Annotated in this window: 12 protein-coding genes and 1 pseudogene; 7 read left to right on the top strand and 6 right to left on the bottom strand. The window is 46.7% G+C overall.

Annotated elements, in window-relative coordinates; genetic code table 11:
• Positions 1-189 precede the first annotated feature (189 nt).
• Together GXM22_RS03280 and GXM22_RS03275 are read left to right on the top strand one after the other, a co-directional pair.
• Positions 190-630, top strand: a complete 441-nt coding sequence (locus tag GXM22_RS03280) for an ATP-binding protein (RefSeq protein ID WP_242651699.1) — start codon at positions 190-192, stop codon at positions 628-630.
• A 94-nt stretch (positions 631-724) separates the two neighbouring features.
• Positions 725-1,345 (top strand): accessory gene regulator B family protein, encoded by a 621-nt coding sequence (locus tag GXM22_RS03275; RefSeq protein WP_005935860.1) that lies wholly within the window; start codon positions 725-727, stop codon positions 1,343-1,345.
• Between the two features lie 339 nt (positions 1,346-1,684).
• Here GXM22_RS03275 and GXM22_RS03270 read toward each other — a convergent pair whose 3' ends face one another.
• The 3 genes from GXM22_RS03270 to GXM22_RS03260 form a co-directional block, all read right to left on the bottom strand.
• Positions 1,685-2,344 carry a DUF2290 domain-containing protein gene (locus GXM22_RS03270; RefSeq protein ID WP_005935864.1) on the bottom strand — a complete coding sequence of 220 codons (660 nt, stop codon included), beginning with the start codon at positions 2,342-2,344 and terminating at the stop codon, positions 1,685-1,687.
• A 3-nt stretch (positions 2,345-2,347) separates the two neighbouring features.
• Positions 2,348-4,513, bottom strand: a complete 2,166-nt coding sequence (locus tag GXM22_RS03265) for a DEAD/DEAH box helicase (protein ID WP_005935866.1) — start codon at positions 4,511-4,513, stop codon at positions 2,348-2,350.
• Between the two features lie 215 nt (positions 4,514-4,728).
• A complete protein-coding gene (locus tag GXM22_RS03260) occupies positions 4,729-5,541 on the bottom strand; it encodes a PD-(D/E)XK nuclease family transposase (RefSeq protein WP_005935873.1) in 813 nt (270 codons plus the stop codon).
• A gap of 1,359 nt (positions 5,542-6,900) precedes the next feature.
• Here GXM22_RS03260 and GXM22_RS03255 point away from each other — a divergent pair.
• From GXM22_RS03255 to GXM22_RS03235, 5 genes and pseudogenes are all read left to right on the top strand, one after another.
• Positions 6,901-7,923 carry a ParB N-terminal domain-containing protein gene (locus tag GXM22_RS03255; protein WP_147585149.1) on the top strand — a complete coding sequence of 341 codons (1,023 nt, stop codon included), beginning with the start codon at positions 6,901-6,903 and terminating at the stop codon, positions 7,921-7,923.
• Between the two features lie 72 nt (positions 7,924-7,995).
• Entirely contained in the window at positions 7,996-8,433 is a 438-nt protein-coding gene (locus tag GXM22_RS15440) for a replication initiator protein A (RefSeq protein ID WP_082210806.1), read from the top strand.
• Positions 8,385-8,888, top strand: a pseudogene (locus GXM22_RS03245) (ATP-binding protein); the annotation flags it as partial. The gene GXM22_RS15440 and the pseudogene GXM22_RS03245, both read left to right, overlap by 49 nt.
• Before the next feature lie 72 nt (positions 8,889-8,960).
• A complete protein-coding gene (locus GXM22_RS03240; RefSeq protein WP_005935888.1) occupies positions 8,961-9,275 on the top strand; it encodes a helix-turn-helix domain-containing protein in 315 nt (104 codons plus the stop codon).
• Between the two features lie 16 nt (positions 9,276-9,291).
• On the top strand, positions 9,292-10,671 hold the full coding sequence (locus tag GXM22_RS03235; protein ID WP_035394929.1) for a site-specific integrase: 1,380 nt from the start codon (positions 9,292-9,294) through the stop codon (positions 10,669-10,671).
• 31 nt (positions 10,672-10,702) lie between these two features.
• On the opposite strand, the gene GXM22_RS03230 is transcribed toward GXM22_RS03235, so the two are convergent.
• From GXM22_RS03230 to GXM22_RS03220, 3 genes are all read right to left on the bottom strand, one after another.
• Positions 10,703-12,289, bottom strand: coding sequence for a recombinase family protein (locus GXM22_RS03230; protein ID WP_005935895.1), 1,587 nt, complete (start codon positions 12,287-12,289; stop codon positions 10,703-10,705).
• 413 nt (positions 12,290-12,702) lie between these two features.
• On the bottom strand, positions 12,703-12,951 hold the full coding sequence (locus GXM22_RS03225) for a hypothetical protein (protein ID WP_242651700.1): 249 nt from the start codon (positions 12,949-12,951) through the stop codon (positions 12,703-12,705).
• Between the two features lie 27 nt (positions 12,952-12,978).
• Complete coding sequence (locus tag GXM22_RS03220) at positions 12,979-14,028, bottom strand: hypothetical protein (protein WP_005922661.1); 1,050 nt, start codon at positions 14,026-14,028, stop codon at positions 12,979-12,981.
• Between the last annotated feature and the right edge of the window lie 6 nt (positions 14,029-14,034).

The following is a 14,034-nucleotide window of genomic DNA, read 5'->3' as shown; positions in this document are numbered from 1 at the left end:
TTTGATAGCATCAAATCACAAAAAATAGACGTCGTCCACAATTTTGTAACAAGATGGAAAAAACTTGTAACAAAACAGGATTTGTATAAAATAATAGTCCCCTGATGCTAGACCCACAACATCAGGGGACATACTAAAGTAAAATTTATCCGAAAGCTTTTATGATATCATGAAGAATCTCCATTTGTTGTGGAGAAAGATCATTTCCTTGTTGGCTTGGTGCCAAGAGTTCATCCCGCAGCCTTACCAATGTTTTCTTTTGTTCTTCCGTCAATCCTGAAAGAGACAGTAGCTCTAGTGCAATTTGATGCTTCTGATATGGTAGTACTCCTGTCGAATCTCTTAGACAATGCCATAGAAGCGTGTCAACAGTATGAAAAAGAAGACAAGACGATTCATGTTACGGCAATTGCACAGCAAGCCTTTTTCATTTCCATCCGAAACACATCAAAGCCCGTAGTGATTCTGAACGATTCTATTCCAACAACAAAGCCAGAACCGCAATTGCATGGTTTTGGGCTTGTCAATATACATCTAATCCTTGAAAAATATCATGGAGAACATACCATGTTCTATGAGAATGGATGGTTTCAATTCACTGCTGACATACCTTTCACTCCGATTTCGTGACAAAAAAGTCCATTTCGTTATATTATTGTAGAAATTTCAAGCCAAAACGTGTATTCTTTTATTCAAGAAAATCTTCCGGATGAGGATTACAGTAATGCACAATTTTTCAATGCTGTTAACGCAAAAATGTCTGTCGATGGGGTTGATTGACAAATCTTATTCTGAATGGCTATCATATAGTATCGAAAAACGTGCGACGACTTTATTAACTTGGTTCGTGCTATGTTTGGTTGGCTTTTTCGGCTTCGGTTGGAAGCTAACCCTATCCTTTTCGATATTTTTTCTCTTAATTCGGAAATACACAAATGGTTATCATGCTGCCACCTATAGCCACTGCTTGTTTCTTTCTATTTTAATGGAAATCATTATTTTTACTTTTGTTTCCAGTATTTTCTATTTCAAATGGGCACTTCCTCTCATACTCACAGTTTCTAGTATTTTAATCTGGTGCATCGCACCAGTAAACACCGCCAGTATTCATTGGTCTGAATGTGAACTCAAAATTGTAAAAACAGCTGTACGTTGGTTGCTATTTATTCTAAATGCTTTGGCAATTTTATTGATAAAGTTACAAATAGCGCCTTCAATACTGCAAGGTTTGTCCGCAGCATTAGCTGCTGATGCCATAACACTATTCATATCAAGCTGTCAAAAATTGAAAGGAGGGCGCACAAATGAAAATTCAAGTCAAGGAATTCGTCAAAAAGAAAATTGAAGTTCTGGTAAAGAGGGATATACAAGAGTGGCCACCAGCTTGTACAGGATGGTTGTACCAACCGCAACGTCCCCGTGTATCTGAGAAACATCCGCAAGAAAAGCTCCAATAATTTCCATTCTCCAAAATGGCATAGTCGCGTTTCTGTTCCTATACGAAAGCCATTACAGCGATTCACAGCATTGTGGCAACGACCAACGCAAACAAAATGAGGCATCCGATTTAAGCGTCGGGTGCCTCTTGTCTTTGTGACAATGCGTTTTCTCTCTAGGCGGTTACAAAAGAGTCCCATCGTCTGCCAAAGAGTGACGGGGTTCTGAGAGCGGATTCGGAATGAGATCATGGGGATGTACAGACATGAATCAGAGCTTCTTCCTCCGGAAGAATGCTTTTTTCAAATCGATCTGAATAGCGTGTAAGCCGTTCGCAAAATTTAGTGTGTGCCGTGTGATAAAAATTTCTGAGAATAAAGTCCATGAATTGAAAAGGAGAAACGGCAGAGGAAACGGGAATGCGGCAATTCTCATATTGCCCCAATGTCAAATGCGACTTTGGATGTTCCACGGGAATGAATGCATCGCCTGAATCAAAATCGAACCTTAGCGGAACGGTAACAACTCTCTGATCTAAGATGTCAAGATACATTTCGTCCATCGAATACAGCTCCGGCTCATTCTGAAAAACCTCTAAATCCGGAGCAGGGAAAAAAGACAGTCGATGCGACACCAACTCATTGCCTTGAAAGCGATACAAGAGACTAATTAGAGCACCATCGATCATTTTGATGTTGTAATTCCTTTTTTTCACTAGCTCAGAATACATTTCACGATAGGGAACATCCTTCAGAAAAATAGAATTGTCCGAAGAACTGACTCCAATCTCGCTGATATTCCCGGTGTACGATTTTATCGAAGGAAAATTCTGCTCATCGCAGATACCGACCGCAATCACATCAGTGGTCAGACGCTTAATCTGATTCAAGACATCTACAGGATTCAATCGTTATCCCTCCTTACTTTTAAGAAGGGATATGAGACGATCCACGGTATCTTTTCCCAAATCTTCAAGATAGATGTTACCACTTTCAAGTTCCTGAATCAGGTTTTCAGCATTTCCTTTGCTCTTTTGAATCTTTCGTTTTTCAGCTTCGCTCATATCGCGATTCACGATATTCATATGATCCCGCTGAGCCTTTGTCGGATAAATAAAATCCAACGTGAAGTTATGATCTTTCACCTTTTTATACTCGGCGATTAGCCCGTCCATTCCGGAACCGACCCCCAACACTCTCACCCATGCCTTGCTTCGAGTAATCGCGGTAAACAGCTGATTTCGAAGTTTTGCCAAATCAAAAAATGAGTCAAAGCACGCTTCGGCATTGACGATATAGACCATGGCCGCTTCGTTTCCCTTTGCCCGGTAAATTCCCGTAAAGGCCACAGAAGCATTATCCTCATCAAAGAAGACATCGGGTGCAGTATCTACGCCGGCTGTGTGAGACTGGATGCCCTTTTCATATAAAAGTGCCCGAATAGGCGCAACGTTTGATTTAGTCGTGACAGGGTTCGGGTTGATCACAATGATATCGTCCGGACGCAGTTCGTCCTCCGTAAGGTTCGTTTGAATCTCATTTGCAACCCATTGATCCTGCTCTTCTTTAGAATCGAACTGCTTGAACATTATCAAATCATCGATGCCAGAGTGGCTCTCGAGAAACTCCGGGCTGCTTTTGCTTGTGCGCTCCAAAACAACGTGTTTTCCGTCCTCAAGGGAACCGGCTTTCACATGATAGCCAATCTCTTCCCACAACGCACTCTGGTCAAACATCTGAACAAGACCGGGGCCATCCTCGCCAACAGGCTTTCGGTAAATTCCAAACCCCAATGCATGGGCTGTGACTAGAGCAGGTCTGGAATTTCTGTAGCATTTTTCCAGAATAATATCCTGCTCCGGCTGGCCATCTTCCGATGACCGGAACGTTACGTTTGGTACGCCGTGCTCATCGACACCAAAGATCTCTTCCGGTGAAGGGAGAGACTGTAACCGCAAATTTTGCAGTTCATCGTATGCGTAAACCAACCGTTTAGGTTCCCGCAGCATTTCATAACATAGCTTTAAAAATGCCGGAGAAAAATCTTGAGCTTCGTCTACCAGAACAGCGTCGTACATCGGCCTCGGATCGGTTGCTTCTTCAAGTGCTTTTCTGCAAGCCACACCAAATGGATCTGTAGAACCAAAACGATTTTTGGCAGACAAAAAATCCAAGTATTCAAGATTGTTCGTTCCACAAAAGATATAATACATACCGGTGCGTTCTCCGCCGCCAGGTGCACCCCATGCATGAAGGATGTGCAAGTTGTCCCAGTCCGGTTCCTCGCTGGTTTGTTCAATATAAAATGTGTTGATTAGCTGCCGCAATTGCCCTTTCAGAGAGCGAGTGTTAAAGGTGACAGCAATTTTCCATTCGGGATGCTGTGCGTGCAGGTATGCTGCTTTCAGTGCCAGCACCACAGTTTTACCGGATCCGGCAAGACCGCGGATTCGCTGTACGCCCTCTACGGTCTCGATTACTGCTCGACTTTGCTGGTTGTCTAGATTGGCGATGGAATCCTCTAATGCTTTTAGCTTCGCTCCTCTGGATTCGGGCTTTGTGGTTTCCCTACGTTTTTTTCCTTTGCGGATTGTAGAAATTGCCTGAAGCACAGACACCAGTGCTTCATAATACCCGCTATTGTTCCAGTTCAACTTTTCAATCTGTGCCAGAAGATTATTGTCGTTAGCACACAACGGATAATCTTCATCGCAGTCAACCTTGCGCATGAGAGCGGGGGCATACGTAATGACATTGATTTCAACGCATAGTTTTCTTTTGTTGACAAGCTGCCGGTATCCCCTAAGCTTTGCTTCTATTTTATTGGCGCAATCATCCTGTGCTTCTTCATATCCATCGATGTTTTTCCCTTCGATAAGATTGAAGATGACCAAACCTTTGTCAGGAGAGACCCAAAGACTGTCGATCGGATAAGCACCATCTACGGTTCCGATGATCGGGTATCCGATATACAGATAGCCGTCCAGTTCGTTGTGACGTTGAAAAAAACTTTTCAGAAGGTCACTGGATGTCGGCTTTTGGGTTGTGCCGGTAATGATTGTAACCAAAAGTCTCACTCCTTTTCCATGTTATCAAGTTTATCGTACATCTTATAGAGCCATTCGTCAAGGTCGGATTTGCGCATGATGGAGTACTGCTTTCCAACTTTTACAACTGGCAGTGAAAAAAGAGAACCGTCTTGCCTAAGGCCCTTAATACCAACTTTCACAATAAAATCCGACACAAAAAGCCGATTGGAAGCAACTATGTTTCCGATCGACTTTTTTCTTTTTTAGGCAGGTTTCTTTGCATCCAGTTCTTTCACTTCCTCAATTGAAAGCCCTGCATACTTTGCCACTTTCTCATAGGGCAACCCGTCTTCCAACATCGTCATAGCATTCTTGATCGAAGTTTCATGTGCGGTTTCATCTCTCATTTTTTCCATTGCTCTGCACATAGTTGCCACTCCCTTCGCATCCTGTTTGAAATACTGCACCCGATTTGCCAGAATGGGATAATACATTTTGCTGGAATCTGTACAGAAAAAGTCGTGCATCAGTTTTCCCAACGCTGTTTCGTCCTTGATTTGTGAGTTCACATAGATAATATGTGCCCGATCATTGAAAACCATTCCCGTTTCCTGAACGGTGCGTTCAATGTGATAAATTGGAAGGCCTGCCCTCAGTACATCATTTTCTGTAATGAATATGACGTATGTCTCATTCAGTGCATCGTAACTGCTGCCGGATTCTGTAAGGTTCGCATCCAGCAGACTGCTGTTATAGCGAGCACGTTTTTCGCTTGCGCCTCGGTCGCTGCGCTGCACTTCAATATTATATGCACGGTTGTCCTGATCTACTGCCAGAATATCCAATCGAACAGACCGACCCTGCAAGTTTTTAATATTGTACTGTCCGTGAACTTCACGCACAACCAAATCATTGCGTTTCAGGATGATTTGCAGCAAGAACTCTGCGCAAGCGTGATCTTCAAACACAGCCGCCATGAAGTCGTCGTCGATCAAACGAAACTCACGAATCCGCTGTAAATCTTCCTCGTGCTTTTGTGCAAAGCCCAATTCCTGTTCTGATTTTCTCTCTGACATCGGCTCACCAGCTTTCAAACTACCTTTTCAAAATAATAGTATCATAAATCCGTATTTTTTACAAGAGAACCTCTCTCCCCTTGCGCCAGATCATGATGAACCTTTCTATCTACCTTAAGCGATGCAATCGCGCAGCCTGCATCCAACGGATGCAGAACACAAGGGGTTTGGGCACAGCCCAACAAGCATTTTGCAACGCAAAAAGTGTTTTTGTATAGACGAAAACATTGCTTGCAGATGCAGACGTTGTATATACGTCTGCCCTGCTTGCGGGCGCTATGAAACCTCTCAACATACTTTCCAAAATTCGAAAATCATTTTGCGATCAAGACCGTCCATTTTCAAGTTTCACTTGATGCGGGCGACTATTTTTTTGCTCAGGAAGTTTTCGAGTTTGCAATCGCAGCAAGCAGGGCGAGCCGGTACCACCTCGCAAGTTTTGAACCTGATTTTTTACAAATCCAGCTTCAAAACACTTGTTGGGCTTCGCCCAAACCCGATGTTTAGCACAAGAATGCGCTAGTTTCGCCCCTTAACGACCGCTGAATAAGCAAATTTCTTGGAGAAAAATTTGTTTTATTAAAATCGTCGTTGATACATTTAATATCGCACAAAACCGGAACTATTACTTCCGGTTTTGAAGGCAAAAAGCGGAAGTATCACCTCCTAAAAATTTGAGTGTTATTATGATATGCTCTATCCAGAGCTGTTCACAAGAACCGGACCTCCCAAGTCCGGTTTTCTCCCTCAAAACCGGACCTGATACGTCCTAAAAACGCTTGTATGATTGTGATATGCTTTCTACAACTCCTCATCGAACCTTGAAAACCGCATGACCGTCTGCATGGGATACCCGGCGATGACCAGAAGGAGAGCCGGAAAACGCCGCCGAGAGGGGGCAGGAAGTCCATGCAGAGAGAACGGCACCCAAAATCCGAAATCACGTTGATACGAAAAACCAGAACCAGTAGTTCCGATTTTGCCTTGAAATTCACTTCGTATTTTTTAAAAACCGGAACTACCAGTTCCTAAAAAATCGAGTGACTTTATGGTATGCTCTATCCAGAACATTTTCTAAGAAGCGGAAGCATCCCTTCCGGTTTTTCCTTGAGATTCTCCTAAAATCCACTGAAAACCGGAAGGAATGCTTCCTAAAAATTTCTGCTTCATTGTGATATGCTTTCTACAAGCCTTCATCGAACCTTGAAAATCACATGACCGTCTGCATGGAATACCCGGCGAAGAGACCCTATGAGGACGAGCCGGAAAACGCCGTTGGAAGGGGGCAGGAAATCCATGCAGAGAGAACGGCATAAGAACAATGATATTCTATTTCATTTCAGAAAGGATGGTTTGCCTATGACAAAACTGAGCCAGCTTAAAATCGATCCGGAGTTCCAGAATCAAATCAACCCTCCGTCGTTTGAGGAAACCCACCAACTGGAAATGAACATCCTAAAAGAAGAACGTGTACTGAATCCGATCATCACGTGGAACGGCTATATTGTGGATGGACATACACGCTATCAAATTCTTCGGAAATATCCATTTATTCCATTTGAAGTCATCGAAAAAGAATTTTCCAGCCGTTATGAAGCACTCGTATGGATCTGTAAAAATCAGCTTGGGCGGCGAAACCTGACCCCAGAACAGAAAAAGTTCCTGATCGGAAAGCAGGCAGAAGCGGAAAAGCAAATCAAATCGTTTCACGGCAATCAGTATACTTTGGCATCTGAAAGTGGTCTGGTTCAAAATGAACCAGACCGCACAAAGCACGGTTCACGGTCGAAGGTCGCTGCGGAACATGGAACATCCGAAAGTTATGTTTACCGTGCAGAGCAATTTGCAAAAGGTGTGGAAGCTGCGGAGGAGGCAGTACCCGGAGCGCAGAAAGAAATCCTGAGTGGAAAGATCCGGGCAAGCGACCGTGAAATTTCCTCGATTGCAAAGGTTCCAAAGGAAAAGCGTCCCGAAGTTGTGGCAGAGCTTCGTAAGCCTAAAGGCGAACGGGATTCCAGTATCACGGATTCGTATTCTTCGCCTTCAAAGGACAATGAGTTTATAACGACCTTCAAGCAAGACATTCAGGGGCATAAGAAAGGACTCAACAAGGAAGAAAAGCAGAATCTCAAGGATGCCGTCAAGAGCATCTATTCACCTCGCCGCTTGGCAGATGGCGAAGCCATGATGTGCGAGATTCAGGGAGCGCAGGAGGATTTTGTCCGGCGGTGGGAAATGTGCTTTCGTGAATACCCGGATATTCTTACTGAACCGAAGAACAATGAGAAGCTGCTGATTTTTATCGACCGTGCCAGTCGGTATCTTCAGACGGTAAAAGATCGTCTGAACAATGATGGAAACCAAAACTCTCAAACGGTTTAGCACTAATTCGGATGTAAAAATGGAGGTGAATTCCATTTCGGATTACTTGAAACCCAATATGCCACTGCCGCAATATCTGCCCTATGCCCGCTTTCTCAAAAGAATAACTGGATCGATACACAGGGGCACATTTATGTGATCTATCCGCTTTCCAAGCTGTCAAAAGATTTGAGATACAGCCTTTCCAGCATAACACGCGCATTTGCCGAATTGGAAAACGCACAGCTCGTGGAACGCGTCCGCAACGGCTTTTCCAAGCCCAGCCGCATTCTGCTCAAGGTTCCGTACACTACGCAAAATTGCGCTGTCACAGTATGCAAAAACGCCGAGCATGACTGTGCAGAAACGAGCAGTGTGATTGCGCAAAAATGCACACCTAACCAACGTAATAAGAGCAACCTGAATGATAACCACCTGATAAGATCAAACAATGCTCGTCTATCGTTGGGAGAATGCACCATGCACATCGCTATGTGGAGCAGTGGCAGACCATGCGTGCAGAGAACCTAGGACTGTTCCTCTGGGGCGGTGTGGGCACCGGCAAGAGTTTCCTTGCCGGGTGCATTGCAAACGCTCTGATAGAGCAGGAGGTGCCTGTGCACATGACAAACTTCGCCCGAATCCTGAACGAGCTGAACAGCAGCTTTTCCGGGCGGAATGAAGTTGTAGACAAGCTCTGCTGCTATCCCCTGCTCGTCATTGACGATTTCGGCATGGAGCGTGGTACAGAGTATGCGCTGGAACAGGTCTACAACATCGCGGACAGCAGATACCGCAGCCGGAAACCACTGATCGTCACCACCAACTTGACGCTGGACGAGATGCGCCGCCCACAGGATACCCCTCATGCCCGCATCTATGACCGCCTGCTGGAAATGTGCGTCCCAATCTCCTGTATCGGTGTAAGTTTCCGCAAGGAAACTGCGCAGGAAAAGCTGGAACGCATGAAACGCTTGATCGGATAAACTGAAAACATTGGAAAACAAAAATTGCCGGGTGCAAAAGTCACCCGGCTACAAGGAATTGGAGGTCTGCCTATGAATATGAATCGGCCCGACATGACCGAAACTGTGAAATCTGAAAATTATACGAATAAGTTCTTGCAAAAGGACTCGAATCCCACTACAATGGAGGCGGTCACTCAAACCAATGCCGTCAAGTCTCCGACTGACAGCCCGGCAACCACAAAGCTGGTGTACACGGTGGAAGAGATCGCACGAATGCTGGCTATCAGCCTGCGCTCTGCCTACAACCTGTGCAACAGCACCACCGAATTCCGTGTTCTGCGGGTAGGCGGAAGCATCCGTGTACCGAAGGACAGTTTCGATGCGTGGCTCAACCGGGCAGCTTGATAAGGAGGCAAACAGTATGGCATATATTACGAAGCGCGGCAACTCTTACAGCGTCCGCTACACCTACGAAGATGAGCACGGCAAGAGCTGCGACAAATGGGAGAGTTTTCCCACAAAAGAGGAGGCAACAAACCGAAAAAAGCAGATTGAGTACGAACTGGCGGCTGGCACTTTCCTAATTCCGTCCTCGGTGACGGTGGCAGAGTTCCTGATGGACTGGCTGCCGAAACAGTGCAGCAAGCACAAGTGGGCGCCCAAAACCTATGAATCCAACCTTTCCACCATCCAGAACCTGATCAACCCCTATATCGGCAGCATGGAAATGCAGAAGCTCAAGCCCTACCACATGGAGAACCTCTACACGACCCTGAGCAAAACGCCCTGCGGTTCGTATATCGAAGGAAAGAAGCAGGAACTGACCGAAAAGCAGAAGCAGCGGTTTCTATCCGGCACGACAATCCACGAAGTGCATCGGCTGCTAGGAACAGCGTTCCAGTATGCCGTAGAGTGGGGCATTCTCGTCAAAAGTCCGGTTCCCGTGGACAGCCCCAAGAAGTCCACGCAGGAGCGTACCATCTGGACAGTAGAGGAAATGCGAGCGGCTCTGGATAGCATGGACGACCCCATCCTGCATCTGGCGGTGCATCTCACTCTGGTAGGCGCACTGCGAGAGGGCGAGATCGTAGGTCTGACCCCGGAAGACCTCGATTTTGACGCTGCGGATGGCATCGGAACATTCCGTATCAACAAGTCCATGCAGCGGGTGCGAAAAGAAACCTTGAATCAGGTGGACGATGGTTGCATCATCAAGGTATTCCCGGACAAGCTGGAGCGCAGCACCACTTCCCTCATCCTGAAAAGTACCAAAACGGCATCCTCCTGCCGCACCATCTTCATGACCTCTGCTCTGAAAGAGGAATTGAAGAAGTGGCTGAATCAGTTAGCGGCAGACGAGAGGAAAGACCCGGCACGTTACCATGACAGTGGGATGCTATTCCGTTTGCCCAACGGTCTGGCGGTGGAGCCTGTGCTGATTCGCAAGAAGTTCCTCAAATGGCAGGATACCCACCCAGAGTTCCTACGCATCGTCTTTCACGGTCTGCGCCATTCCAATCAGCTGATGATCTCTGGCGGCGATGTGAAGGCCGTTCAGGGTACCACAGGACACGCCACGGCAGATATGTTGGTGAACACCTACGCCCATATCCAGCAGTCCTCTCGTGTAGAACTGGGCAGGAAGTTCGAGGAAGGGTTCTATGCTAAACAGGAAAGCCCCAGCCCGCAGGCTGTACCCGCCGCAGGCGAACCGACCATCTCTATGACCGCTCTACTGGAACTTCTGAAGAACGCAGACCCCGAAGTAAAGGCGCAGCTCCGTCTGGCTCTGTTGACTTGATGCAAAATTCACCACGCATTTCAAAGTAATTTCAGCCCATGCAGAGGATTCCTATGAAAACGCCAACCGTGCATCGACCGTGCAGACCCCGATTTTTCGGGGTTACATAACAAAAAAGAACGTCAAATCTTACGGTTTGACGTTCAAAATCTGGTACACCTCGCGCACTCATATCCGAACTTTTCTCCGCTTTCACGGCTTCCCCGAAAGCGACCGTTTCTGTGCCTTCCTTATAGTTAAAGGTAATGAGGACCTTATCATCGTAGAGATAGATGGCATTGATGAAGGTATCCACCAGTGCCTGTCGCTGCTCCGGCTGGGTCATATCAAGTTTACGGAAACGGAGCAGCCAAAACCGGACGAACTCTTCTTTCATCTTCGGCTTGGCAAGCCGTTCCTCTGCAATGCGGGCTTGCAGTTCTTTTCGCTGATCCTCCAGAGCTTCCAGCCGCTCCTTGGTGGAGCTGGTCAGAATGCCCATCTGGATAGCGTTCAGCATATTGGTGATGCCGACTTCCGTTTCCTTCAACTGCTTTTCGTAGATGGGCAGGTCTGTGCTTTCCTGATTTTGCAATTCCATGACTTTGACAATGATGGCATTCATGGAAGCGTCATCTTCCACCAGCTTCATGGTTTCGTTGACCACCAGATCTTCCAGCCACTGTTTCCGCACGGCCTTTTTATCGCAGGTCTTTTTCTTCTTGGCAGCAGCACACTTATAATAGGTGTACATCTTCCCGGTGTGGCTGACACCGCTTTCGCCGAACATCAGCGCACCGCACTTGCCGCAGTACAGCTTGGTGGTGAGCAGATAGATTTCCTCTGCCTTATGACGGGCAGGGGCCTTTTTATTTTTCGCCAGCTTTTTCTGCACCTTGTTGAACAGCTCTTCCGATACCAATGCCGGGATCGCATTGGGCTGTACCACATCCCGCAAACGCAATTCGCCGATGTACCGTCGATTACTCAGCATCCGCTGAATCGTATTGTAGGACATCTCCCCGCCCATTGAATTTTTGATGTTGTGCGCCTTCAACCAATCCCGCAGGTCAGTCATGGTCGCACCGTCCGCATACTTCTGGAACGTCTGCTCCACATACGGAGCCAACAACGGGTCGGGCTGGTAATGCCGGGTCTCATCGATCATGTAGCCGAACGGAATCGTGCCACCATTATAAATGCCCTTGAGAGCGTTCTCAGTCATGCCGCGCACGACCTTTTCAGACAGGTCAGCCGAGTAGTATTCGGCGTAGCCTTCCAGCACCGATTCCAGAATGATGCCCTCCGGGCCAGCCGAAATGACTTCTGTTGCCGACACCAGTTTCACACCATTGCGTTTCAGCTGGGTCTTGTACCGTGCGCTGTCGTAACGGTTCCGGGCAAAGCGGTCCAGCTTCCAGACAATGATGACATCAAAGATCCCGCGCTCGCTGTCTTTGATCATTTGCTGAAACTGCGGGCGGTTGTCCGTTTTTGCAGAGACGGCACGGTCGATATAGTGCTTCACCACCGTGAAGCCGTTCTTTTCCGCATAGGCTGTGCATTCACGGATCTGGCCTTCAATGGATTCTTCTCGCTGGCTGTCAGTGGAATAACGGGCATAGATCACGGCAGTCATGGCAGGCACCTCGCTTTTTTTACATCAGTGAACGGTGGAGCGTTCATCCGAACCAATGTTTCGTATAATTTATATACCATATTTTGCAATGAAGTGCAATAGAATAATGAAATCAACGAACAGCATTTACTTCTTTTTGTAATAAGATACCCACCGACCTGTGGTTTTCGCCATAAGCTGGTGAGCATCTGTTCTTCTTGGTCTATAATCACTGATGGCGCAGTAATGGACATACCGTCCTTGTTGTATCTGGTTAATTGCAGTTTCGGAGTACAACAAAAAATGAGACAGGCAACCTTTTTCGGGGAAGTCCATCTCATTTTTTCGTTTTGGCTGTTTTGCAACAGCCCTGTTTAAATCGCTCAAGCTAACCAAAAACAACGGCTGCTTTTCGGAGCAGAGAATTGATTCTGTTAATAGATGCTGTCTTCTGAAATTTCAATTCCAAGTACTCCGAGGATGTCTGCGTTTTTCTGCTGCAAACAGTTCCTGATGGCCTCCTTCAGTTTCTCATCCGTTACCCACAAAGGCATCATTTCACGTGGGATGCATTGATGAAATGCATTTTCAAATTCGGTACACAGTTCAAACAATTCCTCATCCACAGCAGTTTGGGGCATAGAATCGTCTGAAAAAAGATCGTCTAAAGTTTCAACAGTCACTCTGTCCGGCCTCCTTTCTGCCTTTTGTCAACGTTCTTCCCAGATGGCACGTTCACGCTGCTCACGGTCATAGGGTTCTGCATTCTTAATGATCGCATCGAGCATCTGGTTAAATACTCTTACCGAATTGGGAAAAAGTTTGGTCAGCCGTTGCAGCTTGATGCTATCGCCCATACTCGCTTCAAAAAAGTGTGCAAACGCCTCATGCTCCATGGCCCATGCTCTTGCGCAGTATTCTTCGCTATGACCCCATCCACCACAAACATGGCCATTGGTAGCAAAATTCGCGAGATCCGAACAGCTGTGCCATGCTCCCTCGCAAAGATTGCGCACAGCTCTTTCCCTCTGTTCCGGGGTAGAGTTATTATAGCATTGAATTAACCTTTGTCCATCGCTGACCAGCGCATGGTGAAACACAGCATTTTCCGACATCAAATTTTGATATCTCATGCATACATGATCAATCATGTGCCCCAGTTCGTGGTAGTATGTAGCACCCGCCCCTCGCACGTTCTTCTCATCCTCTGCTGCATTGTAATAAACGCCGTGCTCAGCAGGCGAGTAATGGCTTGGCCCCGGTCCGCTATAATTGCCGTTGAGGATACATAGCTTTTCTGCAAACAAATCAAAGACCTTCCTTGCGGCCGGAACAGCATTCCCATAGCGCTGATCAAGGATCGCATTGTATTTGGGGGAGGAGAAAGGCTTGTCCTGTTTGATGCTCGGTCGTATGCTGGCAGCTGTTTTTGTTCCTGCAGATGCTACTGAAGCAGCCGCTGCTACGCCCGCTGCTGCCGTTGTTCGTGTAGCACGTCCGATTTGCTCATACTTCTCGACTGTGTCAAGTGTTTTCTTGAGGGATTCTTCCAGTGAACGCAGCTCACCATAGCTGGCTCGGAGACTTGTGACGCTGTCGAGTACGATTGCATAAAGTCTTCTGGACTGCTGGTCATTCCAGCTATGATTGACGTTATTAAACTGCTGCAGGATTCTTTGAATAAAATACCCGATTGCTTCCCGCGCAGCAGTTGTCTGATTCAACGCATGACGAACCGCAGATGAGTTTACATTTGTCATCACGAA

Origin of the sequence: Faecalibacterium duncaniae (genome assembly GCF_010509575.1) — a bacterium.
Lineage (GTDB): Bacteria > Bacillota > Clostridia > Oscillospirales > Ruminococcaceae > Faecalibacterium > Faecalibacterium duncaniae.
The sequence above is the reverse complement of the archived record's forward strand: the minus strand, read 5'-3'. Positions and strand labels throughout refer to the sequence as shown.

Excerpts from the sequence above, each read along its gene's own strand:
- GXM22_RS03275 (WP_005935860.1), top strand. The coding sequence starts at position 725 with ATGCACAATTTTTCAATGCTGTTAACGCAAAAATGTCTGTCGATGGGG.
- GXM22_RS03260 (WP_005935873.1), bottom strand. The coding sequence starts at position 5,541 with ATGTCAGAGAGAAAATCAGAACAGGAATTGGGCTTTGCACAAAAGCAC.
- GXM22_RS03255 (WP_147585149.1), top strand. The coding sequence starts at position 6,901 with ATGACAAAACTGAGCCAGCTTAAAATCGATCCGGAGTTCCAGAATCAA.
- GXM22_RS03240 (WP_005935888.1), top strand. The coding sequence starts at position 8,961 with ATGAATATGAATCGGCCCGACATGACCGAAACTGTGAAATCTGAAAAT.
- GXM22_RS03235 (WP_035394929.1), top strand. The coding sequence starts at position 9,292 with ATGGCATATATTACGAAGCGCGGCAACTCTTACAGCGTCCGCTACACC.
- GXM22_RS03230 (WP_005935895.1), bottom strand. The coding sequence starts at position 12,289 with ATGACTGCCGTGATCTATGCCCGTTATTCCACTGACAGCCAGCGAGAA.
- GXM22_RS03220 (WP_005922661.1), bottom strand. The coding sequence starts at position 14,028 with ATGACAAATGTAAACTCATCTGCGGTTCGTCATGCGTTGAATCAGACA.